The sequence below is a fragment of the Actinocorallia populi genome (assembly GCF_002995495.1).
Lineage (GTDB): Bacteria > Actinomycetota > Actinomycetes > Streptosporangiales > Streptosporangiaceae > Actinocorallia > Actinocorallia populi.
In genome coordinates this window covers 1-13712 of sequence record NZ_PVZV01000007.1, presented here as the reverse complement: position 1 = coordinate 13712, position 13712 = coordinate 1, and the positions used below count along the sequence as shown (strand labels likewise).

15 protein-coding genes and 1 pseudogene are annotated in these 13712 nt (G+C 69.1%); 10 read left to right on the top strand and 6 right to left on the bottom strand.

Annotated elements, in window-relative coordinates:
• Positions 1-123: 123 nt before the first annotated feature.
• From C2865_RS26755 to C2865_RS26735, 5 genes are all read left to right on the top strand, one after another.
• Positions 124-480 (top strand): RNHCP domain-containing protein, encoded by a 357-nt coding sequence (locus tag C2865_RS26755; RefSeq protein ID WP_106401363.1) that lies wholly within the window; start codon positions 124-126, stop codon positions 478-480.
• The gene (locus C2865_RS26750) at positions 480-893 is read left to right on the top strand and encodes an RNHCP domain-containing protein (protein ID WP_106401362.1); all 414 of its coding nucleotides are present in this window, start codon (positions 480-482) and stop codon (positions 891-893) included. Before C2865_RS26755 ends, C2865_RS26750 begins: the two co-directional genes overlap by 1 nt.
• 115 nt (positions 894-1008) lie before the next feature.
• Positions 1009-1893: a DUF2268 domain-containing putative Zn-dependent protease gene (locus C2865_RS26745; protein WP_106401361.1), complete on the top strand. Its 885-nt coding sequence runs from the start codon at positions 1009-1011 to the stop codon at positions 1891-1893.
• A 10-nt stretch (positions 1894-1903) separates the two neighbouring features.
• Positions 1904-2662 carry a MerR family transcriptional regulator gene (locus C2865_RS26740; RefSeq protein ID WP_106401360.1) on the top strand — a complete coding sequence of 253 codons (759 nt, stop codon included), beginning with the start codon at positions 1904-1906 and terminating at the stop codon, positions 2660-2662.
• 270 nt (positions 2663-2932) lie between these two features.
• On the top strand, positions 2933-3370 hold the full coding sequence (locus tag C2865_RS26735; RefSeq protein ID WP_106401359.1) for a hypothetical protein: 438 nt from the start codon (positions 2933-2935) through the stop codon (positions 3368-3370).
• 157 nt (positions 3371-3527) lie between these two features.
• Here the strand turns inward: C2865_RS26735 and C2865_RS26730 are convergent, their stop codons facing one another.
• A complete protein-coding gene (locus C2865_RS26730) occupies positions 3528-4472 on the bottom strand; it encodes an alpha/beta fold hydrolase (RefSeq protein WP_106401358.1) in 945 nt (314 codons plus the stop codon).
• 85 nt (positions 4473-4557) lie between these two features.
• Between C2865_RS26730 and C2865_RS26725 the strand changes: the two genes are divergently transcribed.
• On the top strand, positions 4558-5514 hold the full coding sequence (locus C2865_RS26725) for a helix-turn-helix transcriptional regulator (protein WP_106401357.1): 957 nt from the start codon (positions 4558-4560) through the stop codon (positions 5512-5514).
• A gap of 275 nt (positions 5515-5789) precedes the next feature.
• Here C2865_RS26725 and C2865_RS40985 read toward each other — a convergent pair.
• Positions 5790-6095, bottom strand: a pseudogene (locus C2865_RS40985) (NUDIX hydrolase); the annotation flags it as partial.
• A 335-nt stretch (positions 6096-6430) separates the two neighbouring features.
• Positions 6431-7186, bottom strand: a complete 756-nt coding sequence (locus C2865_RS26715) for a DUF6461 domain-containing protein (RefSeq protein WP_106401356.1) — start codon at positions 7184-7186, stop codon at positions 6431-6433.
• Positions 7187-7614: 428 nt separating this feature from the next.
• On the opposite strand from C2865_RS26715, the gene C2865_RS26710 reads away from it, so the two are divergent.
• Together C2865_RS26710 and C2865_RS26705 are read left to right on the top strand one after the other, a co-directional pair.
• Complete coding sequence (locus C2865_RS26710; RefSeq protein WP_106401833.1) at positions 7615-8529, top strand: phosphotransferase; 915 nt, start codon at positions 7615-7617, stop codon at positions 8527-8529.
• Positions 8530-8799: 270 nt separating this feature from the next.
• The gene (locus C2865_RS26705; RefSeq protein ID WP_106401355.1) at positions 8800-9102 is read left to right on the top strand and encodes a hypothetical protein; all 303 of its coding nucleotides are present in this window, start codon (positions 8800-8802) and stop codon (positions 9100-9102) included.
• Positions 9103-9176: 74 nt separating this feature from the next.
• Here the strand turns inward: C2865_RS26705 and C2865_RS26700 are convergent, their stop codons facing one another.
• Genes C2865_RS26700 through C2865_RS26690 form a run of 3 tightly spaced genes read right to left on the bottom strand, consistent with a single transcriptional unit; the run spans position 9177 to position 12267 of the window.
• Positions 9177-10991, bottom strand: coding sequence for an ABC transporter permease (locus tag C2865_RS26700; RefSeq protein ID WP_106401354.1), 1815 nt, complete (start codon positions 10989-10991; stop codon positions 9177-9179).
• 5 nt (positions 10992-10996) lie between these two features.
• Positions 10997-11743, bottom strand: a complete 747-nt coding sequence (locus C2865_RS26695) for an ABC transporter ATP-binding protein (protein ID WP_198653631.1) — start codon at positions 11741-11743, stop codon at positions 10997-10999.
• Complete coding sequence (locus tag C2865_RS26690; RefSeq protein WP_106401352.1) at positions 11740-12267, bottom strand: PadR family transcriptional regulator; 528 nt, start codon at positions 12265-12267, stop codon at positions 11740-11742. The genes C2865_RS26695 and C2865_RS26690 overlap by 4 nt, the downstream gene beginning before the upstream one ends.
• 185 nt (positions 12268-12452) lie before the next feature.
• Between C2865_RS26690 and C2865_RS26685 the strand changes: the two genes are divergently transcribed.
• Together C2865_RS26685 and C2865_RS26680 are read left to right on the top strand one after the other, a co-directional pair.
• Positions 12453-12797 (top strand): PadR family transcriptional regulator, encoded by a 345-nt coding sequence (locus C2865_RS26685; protein ID WP_106401351.1) that lies wholly within the window; start codon positions 12453-12455, stop codon positions 12795-12797.
• Positions 12784-13158: a DUF1048 domain-containing protein gene (locus C2865_RS26680; RefSeq protein ID WP_106401350.1), complete on the top strand. Its 375-nt coding sequence runs from the start codon at positions 12784-12786 to the stop codon at positions 13156-13158. Before C2865_RS26685 ends, C2865_RS26680 begins: the two co-directional genes overlap by 14 nt.
• Positions 13159-13712: the final 554 nt, after the last annotated feature.

The window sequence follows — 13712 nt, the reverse complement described above, 5'->3', positions numbered from 1 at the left end:
CGGCCCACGCCGAGCGTTCCTCGGTGTCCGTTGTAACAGCACGTTCGCGTGCTCCGTCGGCACTCGAGGCCCGCTCGGCTCACTCCTGCTGTCTTGTTCGTTCCTCAGCAAGGAGCCCTTCGGGTGCCTGTCAACAACATCCCCAAAATCGATACCTTCGGCTGCACGCGGTGCGGTCTCACCGTGACCGTTCGCGCCGCCGACGGCAGCCGCCGCAACCACTGCCCGTCCTGCCTGCACTCGCTGCACGTCATCGACCAGTTCGACGGCGGATCCAGCGAGTGCCGGTCCCGGATGTCGCCGGTCTCCATCGCCGTGCTCCGCAACGGTGACTGGCGGATCATCCACCGGTGCGTGCGCTGCGACGAGCTGACCTCCAACCCGGTCAGCCCGGATGACAACCAGCTCATCCTGCTGCGCATGGCCGTGCGGCCGCTCGCCCAGCCCCCGTTCCCGCTCGAGACGTTCGGGGACCTGTGATGCCCCGGCACACGGCCCCACGTCCAGGGCGGGAGCAAAAGCGCAAGAGCGTGCTGCACGAGCACGACCAGCACCGATCACGGGACTTCCGGTGTGTCGGCTGCCGGCTCGACGTGCCCTCGATCGCGCCGGGCACGGCTCACCGCAACCACTGCCCGACCTGCCTGGTCAGCCTGCATGTGGACCGGCGGGTCCCGGGTGACCGCGGCGCGTCGTGCCGCGGCCGCATGGACGCGCTCAGCGTGTCGGTGCGGCCGGACGGCGAGTGGATGATCGTGCACCAGTGCGCGGCCTGCGGCGAGCTGAGCGCCAACCGGATCGCCGGAGACGACAACGCTCTGGCGCTGGTCCGGCTGGCGCTGCGACCGCTGTGTGATCCGCACGTCGCGAGCAAGGCACTGGTGACCTTGTAACGGCGTCGTGGAGAGTTCGGCCCGGCACGCCTCCTTTCGCGGAGGAGTGCCGGGACCGGACGAGGAGAGTCGCTGGTTTGACCTTGACGCTGCGTCAACTTCTAGCCTCGGAGCCATGTCGATCACTGTTCTTGACACCTACACCGCCATGAGGCGAATCCTGCTGGCCCCGGTCGCGGACCGCGTCGACCTGCTGCGTTCGATGCTGGAGGCCAACAAGGGCATGTACCGCTACCACCCCGGCGAGCTCGACCTGGTCGCCGTGCATCTCGAAACATCCGGGTTCCCCATCGACCGCGACGAGGAGCGTTGCCTCGACGCACTCGAGACCCTGGCGGCGGCCGGGGCCTGGGAGCGGATGCAACGCGCGCTCGACAACGCTCTCGCCGTACTGCTGGAGGCGACGCCGGGACTGGAGGCCCCGGACATCACCGTGCTGTTCGTTCTCGGAGATCCCGGTGACGAACACTTCATGGGCCCTTGCAAGGGACTGACCGGGTTCGGCGGCATCTCGGGTAACATCTCCATCACGTTCTGGCCCTTCCCCGAGAACGTGGAGCGGTTGGAGGCCACCGCTGTGCACGAACTGCACCACAACCTGCGGTGGAGCCCGGGTGGAGTCGTGTGGGACCCGATGACCGTCACGGTCGGCGAACACATCGTCGGAGAGGGCCTCGCCGACGCCTTCGCCCGCCAGCTCTACGGCGACGAGCTCGGCCACGCCCGCATCGGCGTGCCGCACCTGCACGACGACGAGGTCTTCGACAAGGTGCTCACCGGGCTCGACGTGACGGGCATGCAGAACTTCACCGCCTGGGTGCACGGCGATCCCAGTGCCGAGCTCTTCGGCCTCACCCCCGTGGGGCTGCCGATGGGCGCCGGCTACGCCGCGGGCAACCGGCTGGTCGACACCTACCTGGCGGAGACCGGGCAGACGGCGGCGCAGGCCCTGCACGCCGACAGTGCGGAGATCATCGCCGCCACGCTCCGCCGCAGGTGACACTGGAACCATGGAATGGACGATCCAGGAGCTCGCGACGCGGGCCGGCATCACCAGCCGCACTCTGCGTCACTACGACCGCGTCGGGCTCCTGGCCCCGTCCCGGGTCGGCGCGAACGGGTACCGCTACTACGGTCCGGACGCGGTCGCCCGGCTGCAGCGGATCCTGCTCATGCGCCGGCTCGGCATGGGCCTGCCGGCCATCGCCGAGGTCCTGGCCGACGATGTGGACACGTGCGACGGGCTCCGCGCCCACATCGCCGAACTGGAAGAGGAACGCGACCGCCTCGAACGGCAGATCCGCTCCGTGCGACACACGCTCGAGGCCCTGCAGGCAGGGGCGGAACCGCGCATGGACGTCATGCTGGCGGGGTTCAACGACCACTACAAGGACGAGGTGATCTCACGCTGGGGCGAGCGCGCGTTCCAGGCGGGCAACGACTGGTGGCACGGCAAGACCCTCGACCAGCAGCAGGCCTGGAAACAGGACACCGAGGACCTCGTCGCCGCATGGGTCGCCGCAGCGAAGTCCGGGATCTCCCCGACCTCGGAACAGGCTCGGTCACTGGCCGCCCGGCACGTCCGGTGGCTGAGCCGGATCCCGGGCACCCCCACGGCCGAGGGCGACCGGGAGTGTTCGATCGGGATGGTGAAAGGCCTGGGGGACATGTACGTCGACGATCCCCGGTTCGCCGGCATGTACGACGACGCCGCGGGGGCGAGGTTCGTCCGCGACGCGCTGCACGCCTACGCGCAGACCTGGATGTAGGGGCGCTCACCTCCTGAGGCGAAACCGGAGCGCCCTCTGTGTGTCGATGGGGGAGCGGGATCAGGAACGTCGTCACGGCCGGGGCAAGGGGGATCTGAGTCACTGTCCCGTCGGGCGACCCGCCTGTAGCGTCCGGCCGGAGCCGAGCGGCGACAGGAGGATCGGCGGTGACAAGGAATGCTGGGATCTGACCGAGATGAGCGCCGACGGCCCGTCTGGACGAACGGAGTCGGACGCGGTGCGGCGATCTTTTCTCTGCGAAGGGCCTGCGTGGTGCTCTTGGTGCTGACCGCGCTTCTCGTCGCGAGCGTGGCGGGGGCGTGGCTGTGGCAGTGCAGGGCGTCGCCGCTCGACCTGGAGGTCTCCGGCGCCGTCCGACTCGTACCCGACAAGGGGAAGGTGTCCTGCCAGAGCCCGTATGAAGGGTTCGACTTCTACTCGGCCGAGTTCGAGGCGGACGAGCGGAGGGCCTACCGGATGGTGGTCCTCAATGCGTTCGGAGAACGCTCGGCGTGGCTTCAGCCGGTGCTGGCCTTCCCCTACCCGGTCGGTGCCGACCGCCCGTACGAGAGCTCTTCCTCGACTGGGATGGACACCGACAGACGGCTCGGAGTGACGTCCTTCGACGTCGAGCTGAGCCGTCCGGGTGCCGAGGAGGGCGGGCCGGACGAGACCGTCCGCGTCCGCGGGGAGATCCGCTGTCCATGACCTTCGGCCCCGGCACCCCGAGCACGATGACGTCTCTCACGTCACTCGTGCCCGAGGCACCTGATGCCTGATTTCCGACTGGCCGCCGGCCTGTTCGCCTGGTCCTACCGGGGTGCTCGAGCCGGAGGGCATGCTTGACTTTGAAACGCTCTCGGAACTAGATGGCGCCCTGCTGTTCCAGCCATTTCAAAATCGCCTGGTTTGTTTCCTCCGGCCTTTCCTGCTGGATCCAATGACCGCAGTCCAGGCTGACCACTTCCGCGTTGGGCACGAAATCTGTCAGGTTCTCCGGCCGCGAGACCGTGTCCCGGTCGCCGTAGATCATGAGGGTGGGCTGTTGGATGATCGGGTTCACGTCCGCCAGCAGATGCCAGTTGCGGTCGAGGTTCCTGTACCAGTTGACGGTGCCCGTGAATCCCGATGATGTGAAGGCGGAGACGAAGACGGCCAGTTCGCCGTCGCTCATGACGGGCTCACCGAGCGGTGTTTCCGCTCTGGCGAGATCGATCAGCGCCATGCCCGGCCGAGGCTCCGCGGGGGGCTGGTTCTTCCGGTACATGTTGCGGAGGAACCGGAAGGTGTTGTCGTCGAATACGGCGTCCGCGACGCCCGGCCGTCGATTGAAGTGGACGAAGTAGAAGTCGCCGCCGAACATGTCCTCCATGAGCTCGATCCAGGGCTTTTCTCCGCGCTCCTGGTAGGGCAGGCTCAGGTTGATCACCTTGTTCACACGGCCGGGGTGCAACAGGGCCAGTCCCCAGACGACGAACGCGCCCCAGTCATGGCCGACGAAGACGGCGTCTTCGTATCCGTAGTGGTCGAGGAGAGCGACGAGGTCACCCGACAGGTGCTCGATGTCGTAGTCCGTCACTTCGGTCGGGCGGGACGAGTTGCCGTAACCCCGCTGGTTCGGAACGATGACATGGTAGCCCGCTGCGACGAGGGCGGGCATCTGATAGCGCCAAGAAAAGGCATGCTCCGGCCAGCCGTGGCAGAGCACGATGGGATTTCCCGCGTTCTCTCGGCCCGCTTCGAAGACTTCGAGCTCCACACCGTTGACCGGAACAAGGGCGGGCCCGGGAAAATCGGTTGGATTGAACATTGCATTTCCTCCTTCTGATCGGTTGCCATCACCGTAGGACGCACTGCGGACAGGACCGGTCCGTAGTAGGTGGAAAACTAAGAAAATGCGGAAAGATCCCACCGGTCGAGCGCTGCAGCTGCTCTCGCTCCTTCAGACCCGTCGATGGTGGCGTGGCGTCGAACTCGCCGAACGCCTCGAGGTCACGGAGCGGACGGTGCGCCGTGACGTCGATCGGCTGCGCGACCTCGGCTATCCGGTCGATGCCACGGCGGGAAAACACGGGGGCTACCGACTTGCAGCGGGGGCGCACATGCCGCCCCTGGTCCTCGACGATGACGAGGCCGTCGCGGTGGTCGTCGGACTGCGCTACGCCGCGGAGGCCGCCATCGGCGGCATGGAGGAGACGTCGCTGCGCGCCCTGACGAAAATCGAACAGCTCCTGCCCCACCGGCTACGCCGATGGGTGTCGGCGCTGCATTCGAGCGTCGCTTCGCTGCGGCGGGCAGCCGACGACGTCGTCGACCCCGAAGCACTCAGCGTGCTCGCCGCGGCGTGCCGAGACCGTGAGGACGTGCGTTTCGACTACCGGCGACGTGACGGCGAAAACAGCCGACGGCTCGTCCAACCGCACCAACTCGCCACCGCCGGCCATCGCTGGTACCTCGTGGCATGGGACCGACGTCGCCACGACTGGCGCACGTTTCGGCTGGATCGGCTCCGGGAGCCCCGGCCGACGGGCAGTCATTTCACACCCCGCCAGATCCCGGGTGGCGATGCGGCGAGATTCATCGCAAGCTCGGTCGGCTCGATACCCCGCCACCATGAAGCGAAGCTCGCCGTCAACGCCGCGTTCGCCGAACTCGAGGGCGTGCTCCGCCGGGTGGACCACACACCGATCGAAATGGAGGCGGACTCCTGTCTCGTCCGGATCCGCGACGATGATCTCGACCGGCTCGCCCTGACCGTCGCCCGCATCGCGCTCACCGCCCCGGTGGCCGTCATCGAACCGGCCGAGCTCGCCGACACCGTCAGACGGCTCGCCACCCACCTCACTGCCTGAGATGCCCCCTCATCACAGCAACCGAGACACTCGCTCCGCTCGTCCGGCTCCGTGACACGTTCCTCACCGGCCTCCCGTCCAGAGTGCCGACGTGGTGGCCCATCGTCGTTCAATGCTGGATCAGACCGCCGACCGGGACGGGAGTGGCATGGCCGGTCGCCGGGGGCCTGCGCCAGGGCGAGGCCGATGTCGACCAGCGATGACCGGCGCAGGCGGGCGACGTCGGGGACCGGGGTCCAGGTCGGGTCGGTGGTCTCGCCGTTCGGCTCGGGCCGGAGTCGGCCGCAGGTGATGCGGACCTGGTAGAAGATGCCGACATTGTGGTGCTCGGGTCCACCGGGAATGGTGCGCTCGGCCGCGGGGATCACTCTTGAGTCCACGCCCAGCAGGCGTTCGACCACCGCGTCGCAGCCGGTCTCCTCGGCGACCTCCCGGATCACCGCGTCGAACGGGTCCTCAGCGTGCTCGACCCTGCCGCCCGGAAACGTCCAGTTGGTCGCGCCTTTCGGCGGTAGGTGACGGGCGAGCAGCACGCGACCGTCCTGGATGCACACGGCATACGCCGCCAGCCGAAAGCTCATCCCCGTATCCCCCGTATCCCCGGAACCCCGAAGAACCCTGGCCCATTACCCAAGAACAGACCCGCTGTCGGTTCCATAGTCCTCTTCACCGGTCGGTCCGAACGCTTCCCGGCCCCACGTTTTACGCCGGCAGGAGATCCATCATCCCGGTGATGTGGCCAATGGTGTGATCAGTCCTGCGACAGGGAGCCCTCGGTCGATCCAGCTGGTCTTGAGGCCGACATCCTGGCCGGCGAACTGAACACCGGGTCGGCCTCGAGCTCTCCGAACAACCGCACCACCGTCTGCCAGCCCACACAGGCGTCGATCTCCGGCCCCTTTCGCAGACCCCCGCGTTAAACCTGCTGGTGAACGGCTTCGTACTGCTCGACAATCGAAGCGGGGATCGCACCATGGTCGTTTATTTTGATGCCGACGCCGCGAGCCCAGTCGCGGATCTCGGACTCCGCGGGGGCGACCCTGCGGAACGGCCCGCGTCGTCGTGCCTCGTCGTCCATGGGGATCAGCGCTGTTCGGTAGCGGGAGCCGCGTAGCAACTCCTCGGTGATGCGAATGCCGGATAGCTCCTCGGTGAGGGCAAGCTGACCCGGACCCCAGGGGACGTCGAATGAATTCGAGGGATCCAGCAGGCCGAGGCGGGCGAGCGGCTCGTCCAGACCGGTGGGTGCGGCTCCGTATCTCGGCCCGCCGAAGGACTGGAACGCCGTGCGGATCTTGCCGTCCAGGTACCAGGTGAAGCCAGGATCGCCCGCACCGTTCAGGTAATGGGCAACCGCCATGGAACTCTCTGAGGCGATGCTGAAGTCGGAGGCGCTCATCAGTCCGCCGAGTTCGAACAAGAGCGTCCACGAGCCGTCCGTGCCGGCGGCCTCGACGACACCCGCCGGCATGAAGTCGCTCAGATACCGGTCAGGGGTGGCGCCGAGGTAGGTGTGGAAATGGCCGACCAGGCCGCCGAAGCCGTCCGTTTCATCCTCGTCAACGGCGTGCAGGCGTTCCAGAAGCACGTCGGGAGGAAGCCGGAACAGGGCCAGGCCGTAGAAGTCGACGGGAAACGAGGCCCACCAGGCGTAGTCATCGATCAAGCTCATCCCGACATCTTGGCGGGATTGTCAGACATTCCAGTAGGTCAGGGGTTGAGCAGGACCGGCAGGATCACGTCCATCAGCAGCCGGCGGGCCTCACCCTTCTTGGCCCGCTCGGCCAGCGGCCCGTCCGACTTGGCCTTCGCGTGGGACTCCCAAGCCGACAGAACGAGGCGATGACCTCGTCCAGCTGATCGACCGCAGACTCCGCGAGCAGGATCGGATCGCGGCGCGCCTCCCGGTGGCCACGTCCAGGCTCCACTCTGCCGGGCAGGGCGCACATCGCGAGGAATCCGGAACAGAGTCGCAGGTGTCGTTCTCTCGGTAGGCCCTGCGCTTTCGAGATGTCCCGGCCCCGAAGTGGGTCTTGATCGTGCTGTGGGGCCTTCAGCGGAAGGAACCGGTCAGTTGCCGTCGGGCTAGTGTTGTTCTGCATGACGCACACCGAGATCGAGATCACCGCGGAGTTGGTGCGGGATCTGCTGCGTGACCAGCATCCTGATCTGGCCGATCGTCCCGTGCGGCTCGGGGCGCGTGGTTGGGACAACCAGCTGTGGCGGGTGGGTGACGATCTCGCCGTTCGGTTGCCTTGGGCGACGCAGTCGGCGGACGCGCTGTTGCGCAAGGAGTACGACTGGCTGCCTGGCCTGGCTCCGCGTCTTCCGTTGCCGGTTCCCGTTCCGCAGCGCTTCGGTGAGCCCTCTGCTCTGTTTCCGCGGCCTTGGATCGTCACCACCTGGGTGCCGGGCGAGCCTGCCGACCGTGCTCCTGTCACGCGTGCCGCGGAGGCCGCCGACGCATTGGCGGCCTTTCTGACCGCTCTGCACCGGCCCGCCCCTGACGGGGCGCCCATCGGCCGAGACCGCGGAGGGCCGTTGGGCGAGCACTCCGAGGGTTTTCTCCGGCAGCTCGCCTCGGCCGCCGAGATGGGGCTCGTCCCCGATCCGGACGCCGTCCGCGCGGTCTGGGACGACGCCGCGGCCGCGCCCGGTTGGGCGGGTCCGGCGCTGTGGCTCCACGGCGACCTTCATCCGGCCAACGTCCTCACCGCGGACGGCGCCCTCTGCGGCGTGATCGACTTCGGCGACCTGTGCGCGGGCGATCCGGCCTGTGACCTCGCCGCGGCCTGGATCCTGCTGCCGGACGACACCGTCGACCTCTTCCACGCCGCCTACCGGCCGACCGCGGACGCCGCGACCCTGCGCAGGGCTCGGGGGTGGGCGGTCGGGCGCGCCCTCAGCGGCATCCTCATCGGGGAGGCCGGCGTCCACGGCCGTCCCGGCGGCAAGCCCACGTGGGGCCCGCCCGCCCACGCCGCACTGCGGCGACTCATCGCGACCCACCGTTGATCGACCGCCTCGTCGAGCCGCAGGTACTGCGCCATGTTCGCCGGAAGCCCGGAAGCGAGTCGCTGTCCGATCCAGACGTTCAACTGTAAATCCCATAAGCGGTCGGGGGCGCCGGCCCGGCCGCGGACTCGTCATCCGCACGTTCCTGCGGATCGCTGTAACGTTGTTCTCGGTGTCGATATGTCGTGCGTGAAAGTCGGAGGTGATCACGGTGCATCCGGTGTTGTGACCGCCCCAGCCCGGGGTGTCACGGAGCCGAAAGGTGACCGTATGAGCAAGACCGACAAGACCCGGCCCTGGTGGGTGCGGATGGCCGACGCGCCGCTGGTGACCTGCGTGCCCGTCCATGACCATCGCTTCGGGCCGTGCACGCTGCCGGACGAGATCACCGCCGTCGGCGCGTCCCTGAACCGCCGCACGAGCGGCTGCCACTGGCACGCCAGTGCCTACTACCTGTTCGACCTCGGTGGCGTCGGCGGGGGCCGTGAGTGGTACCTCCTGCGGCGTGAAGAGCGCCGCCGCAGCCGCCGCCAGGCGCGCCTCGAGCTGCGCGCCTGGCACGGCGAAGACTGAAAAAAGGGGGCGGGGCCCGGATATCGGCGGGCCCCGCCCCCTTTTCCCGTTCGCCGGCCGACCCGTTGTCGAGGTCAGAGGACCTCGGTCACGGGACGGCGGCCGCCGAGCCGTGCCGGGATGGCGGTGAGCAGCGCCACCGCCACCACGGTCGCCGCCGTCAGGCCGATCAGCTGCCAGGGCGCCGGAAGCACGGCGTCACCGCCGTCGGCGCCGGTGATCGCGTTGATACCGGCGAACAGCAGCCGGCCGCACGGGAAGACGCCCAGGACCGCGCCGACGAGGGCGGGCAGCACCTGCGCGATCGCCAGGGCGACGGTCACCTCCTGCGGGGTCGCGCCCAGGGCACGTGCCAGGGCCGATGCCCGCCGGTTGTCGAGCACCGTCGCCCAGGTGATGACGATCGTGTTGACCGCCGCCAGGGCCAGCAGGACGACCGTCCAGACCATGAGCACGTGCCGCAGCGTCTCCACCTGGTCCGCGGTGTATACGCCGGTGCCCGTCTGCGATCCGAGGAAGGTGTCGAGCACCAGCAGGATGTACATCCCGCTGACCGTGACCGCGATGCCGACCACGCCCAGCACCACCCGACGCGGACGGCGGGCGGCGACCCGCAGGGCGAGCATCAGCGGGACGGGCAGCCGCCGGGACAGGGAGATCAGCCAGCCGGTGCGGCGGGGCGGGCGCGCCGCGTCGGCCAGCGCGCTGACCGTGCTGGAACGGGCCGCGCGCACGGCCGGGACCGTGGTCGCCGCCACCGCGACGCCGAGTGCCACCCCGGTCACCACGAGGGCCGTGGACCAGGTCGGCGAGGCCGTCCCCACACCGCCGACGAGGCCGGCGCTGGACCCGGTGAGCAGCGGGGCGGCCAGCGCGCCGATCGCCAGCCCGCCCGTGGCTGCGACGACGGCCACGAGAAGGTACTCCGCGAGCAGCACCGCGGCCACCAGGCCCGGGGTGCCGCCGACCGCCTTGAGCAGCCCGACGCGCCGGGTCTGGTCGGCCATCCGGCCGCCGACCAGCACCGAGAGCCCGGCCACGGCGAGCAGGCCCAGCAGCCAGGCGCCGATGAGCAGCAGGATCTGGGAGTCCTTGGCCAGTTCGGTGGCGTCGGAGCGGATGCCCTGCCAGCTCTGCAGGAAGGCGTCACCGCCGTTCCGCTCGACGAACGCCTGGGCGTCGGCCGGGTCGGAGAGCTTCAGATTCATCACGTGGGACAGGGCGTTCCGGCCGGTGGCGAGGCTTTGCACGTCCGGCTGGGTGAGCCAGGCCAGCCCGGGGTTGTGCAGCAGTCCCGCAGGCAGGTTCCGGTCCTCGGGGACGGCGCCGTGGACGCAGCCGGCCGGGACGAGGCAGAGGGTCGCGGGGTAGGGCGGCGAGGCGGCCGTGACCGCGAGGCCGACGACCTCGAACGGCTTTCCGCCGATGGTCACCGAGTCGCCGACGCCCACGTCGAGCGCGTGGGCGAAGGCAGCCTCGAGCACCGCTCCGCCCGCGGTGACCCAGCCGCCCTTCGTCACCTTGGGCCGGTCGACCGCCGCGTCGGCGGTGTCGCGCCCCACGACCTGCACGTCCGACGTCCTGCCGGACGCCTGGATCTTCCCCGAGGTGACGGGGAACGGTCCGCTGTGCCCGGTCACACCGGAAGCGGTGGCCAGCCGCTCCAGGCGGGAGAGTTCGGACACTCCGGCGGCCTTGGCGACCACGTCGGGGCCCTGGGTCGCCGCACGGGTGCTCTCGAACGGATCGCCGGCCGCGTCGCGCAGGACGAGTCCGAGCGTCAGCGTCGTGGTGGCCGCCAGGATGGCGATCAGCAGCAGCAGCGCCTCGGTGGGCCGCCGCCGGAGGTCGCGCACGGCCAGGCGGGTCACCAGGAGGACTCTCCCCATCGCGGTCAGTCCTCCAGCCCGGCAAGCGCCCCGAGCCGGCCGGCGGTTCCGCCGGTCAGCCGGGTCTCGTCGACGAGCGAGCCGTCGCGCATCGAGAACATCCGGTCGGCGGTGGCCGCGATCCGCGCGTCGTGGGTGACGATGACCAGCGTCTGCCCGGACTCGCGCAGGTCCCTGAAGAGCCGCAGGACGTCGAGAGCGGCGGCGCTGTCCAGGTTTCCGGTGGGCTCGTCGGCGAGGACGACCAGTGGCTCGTTGCACAGCGCCCTGGCCACCGCGACCCGCTGCCGCTGGCCGCCGGAGAGCGCGGAGGGCAGGAAGCCCGACCGGCCGGCGAGCCCGAGCCGCTCCAGCAGCTCCTCTGCCCGGCGCCGGGCGGCCCGCGGCGCACGTCCCGCGAGCAGCGCCGACAACTCGACGTTCTCGACGGCCGTGAGCTCCTCCATCAGATGAAAGGACTGGAACACGTGGCCGACGTCGGTCCGCCGCACGCGGGCCAGCGCCTTCTCGCTGATGTCGTCGATGCGCCGGCCGTTCAGCACCACCTCGCCGCCCGAGGGCCGGTCCAGCCCGCCGAGCAGGTGCAGCAGCGTGGACTTGCCGCAGCCGCTGGGCCCCATGATCGCCACTGTCTCGCCCGCGCCGACCTGGAGATCGACCGAGTCGACGGCGCGTACCAGGCCGTCCCCCTCCCCGTATTCCTTGCGCACCCCGCGGGCGCTCAGGACGGGTGCGCCGACGGCCTCGCTCATGATCCACTCCTTCGGTGATTCCAGTTCTTCTCGCATGCCTCGAGCCAGCGCAGGTCCGCCTGAAGCCGGAGCACGATGCCCTCCAGCAGCAGCGCCGCGGCTGAGCCGTCCGGCTCGGCCATGGCGGCGAGCTGGGCCTCGCGCACCCGGCGCAGCAGCTCGCGGCGCTGGGTGTCGACGATGGCGAGGGGATCGGCCAGCCCGGCCGACGCGGCCGCGATCAGCTTGAGGTGGAACTCCGCGAGGTCGGGCTTCGGCCAACCCACCTCGGCGATCCACTCGCCGACCCGCTGCTGCCCGGCGGGCGTGAGCGCGTACACCTTGCGATCCGCCCGGTCGGCGCCGTCGGCGGACCCCTCGACCGCCAGCAGGCCGGCCTTCTCCAGCCGGGCCAGGGTGACGTAGACCTGCCCGGCGTTCATCGCGTCGCCGAGAGGGCCGAGCGCCTCGCGTAGCCGCGCGCGCAACCGATAGCCGTGCGAGGGCTCCTTGGCCAGCATCGCCAGCACTACTTCCTGCCGCATCAGGACCCCCTCTAACCGTTAGCCCCTATGTCTAACGGTTATCCCCTTCGTCGGCAAGCCCGAGAGCCCCCGGCCCCGCCCGCCGGGCTCGCATGCCAGCTATTCGGTGTTGCTAAGTACCGGTAGTCGGCGTTACTATGTACTGGTAGTCAGCACCACTGAATAGCTGGAAGGAGGGGTGCCCCATGGGCAGGCAGGTGACCGAGATGCTCAAGGGGACGCTGGAGGGCATCGTCCTGGCGATCCTGTCCGGACGGCCCGCCTACGGCTACGAGATCACGGCGTGGCTGCGGGATCAGGGCTTCTCCGACATCGCCGAGGGCACCATCTACGCGCTGCTGGTCAGGGTCGAGCAGCGCGGCCTCGTCGACGTGGAGAAGGTCCCGTCCGAGAAGGGGCCACCGCGCAAGGTGTACTCCCTCAACGCTCAGGGACGTGAATCCCTCGAAGAGTTCTGGCAGACCTGGAGCTTCCTGTCAGAACGGATCGAACAGCTCCGCGAAGGAGGCAGAGATTATGTCCGACGCTGAGAAGAGCGGCTTCCTCGCCAAGGTGATCGGCCCCAGGAAACGCTGGAAGGCCTACAAGGCGCGCAAGGAGCAGCTCCCTGAGAACCACCGCGCGGCGGTCGACGCGATCGAGCGGTACCTGATGCACTTCGTGCCGACCGACGCCGACAGCAATGCCGCCACGTTCGAGGACCTCGCCGACCTGTTCGAGCAGGCCGCGGCGGACGGGACACCCATCCGCGAGATCGTCGGGCAGAACCCGGTGGAGTTCGCCGACGCGTTCGCCCAGAACTACACCGAAGGCGGCTACGTCCCCGCCCGCGAGAAGAAGCGGCTGGCCGACGCCATCACACGCGCCGCCGGCGAAGAATCCGAAAAATAAGACAAGACCTTCTGACAGTCACACGGCGCCTCCTGCTCGAGCGTCCCTCCGGGATCGATCTCTCCTTCAGCCGGTTCCTCAGCGGGGGTTCCGGCCCCTGCAGGAGGTGCGCCGCCTCTTCGAGGACGCGGTCTGCCCGACCCCGGCTCCGCAACAGCGGCATCACCGTCTACGACGGTTCCTCACCGGACAGGCCGCGAGCCCCGCTCTGACGCAGACGCGGGCACGGTCTGCGGTCACACCGCGACGGCCGGGCATTCCATCCGTTTCGACGTTCGACCGAGCGTGTGCCTCGGCGAAGTGATCCGGCGTCCTGCCACACGCAGAGCCCGTGTGCGACGCCCTCCTCCGAAGGTCGAGGTGCACACGCATATCAAGTATGGCGACATCGCCCTTCACCGTTCCTACCCCCCAACTCCTGTAAGGAGCCCCCTCATGAGTGATGCGATCACGGCCGAAGGGCTGGTCAAGAGATACGGCGAGAGGAATGCCCTGGACGGGTTGAGCTTCTCCGTTCCGCAGGGGACGGTGCTGGCCTTGCTGGGTCCGAACGG

Bases quoted from the DNA above. Each gene is read 5' to 3' on its own strand.
- C2865_RS26685 (WP_106401351.1), top strand. From the start codon at position 12,453: ATGGGCAGGCAGGTGACCGAGATGCTCAAGGGGACGCTGGAGGGCATC.
- C2865_RS26680 (WP_106401350.1), top strand. From the start codon at position 12,784: ATGTCCGACGCTGAGAAGAGCGGCTTCCTCGCCAAGGTGATCGGCCCC.
- C2865_RS26715 (WP_106401356.1), bottom strand. From the start codon at position 7,186: ATGAGCTTGATCGATGACTACGCCTGGTGGGCCTCGTTTCCCGTCGAC.
- C2865_RS26740 (WP_106401360.1), top strand. From the start codon at position 1,904: ATGGAATGGACGATCCAGGAGCTCGCGACGCGGGCCGGCATCACCAGC.
- C2865_RS26700 (WP_106401354.1), bottom strand. From the start codon at position 10,991: ATGGGGAGAGTCCTCCTGGTGACCCGCCTGGCCGTGCGCGACCTCCGG.
- C2865_RS26745 (WP_106401361.1), top strand. From the start codon at position 1,009: ATGTCGATCACTGTTCTTGACACCTACACCGCCATGAGGCGAATCCTG.
- C2865_RS26695 (WP_198653631.1), bottom strand. From the start codon at position 11,743: ATGAGCGAGGCCGTCGGCGCACCCGTCCTGAGCGCCCGCGGGGTGCGC.
- C2865_RS26705 (WP_106401355.1), top strand. From the start codon at position 8,800: ATGAGCAAGACCGACAAGACCCGGCCCTGGTGGGTGCGGATGGCCGAC.
- C2865_RS26710 (WP_106401833.1), top strand. From the start codon at position 7,615: ATGACGCACACCGAGATCGAGATCACCGCGGAGTTGGTGCGGGATCTG.
- C2865_RS26750 (WP_106401362.1), top strand. From the start codon at position 480: ATGCCCCGGCACACGGCCCCACGTCCAGGGCGGGAGCAAAAGCGCAAG.
- C2865_RS26725 (WP_106401357.1), top strand. From the start codon at position 4,558: ATGCGGAAAGATCCCACCGGTCGAGCGCTGCAGCTGCTCTCGCTCCTT.
- C2865_RS26730 (WP_106401358.1), bottom strand. From the start codon at position 4,472: ATGTTCAATCCAACCGATTTTCCCGGGCCCGCCCTTGTTCCGGTCAAC.
- C2865_RS26690 (WP_106401352.1), bottom strand. From the start codon at position 12,267: ATGCGGCAGGAAGTAGTGCTGGCGATGCTGGCCAAGGAGCCCTCGCAC.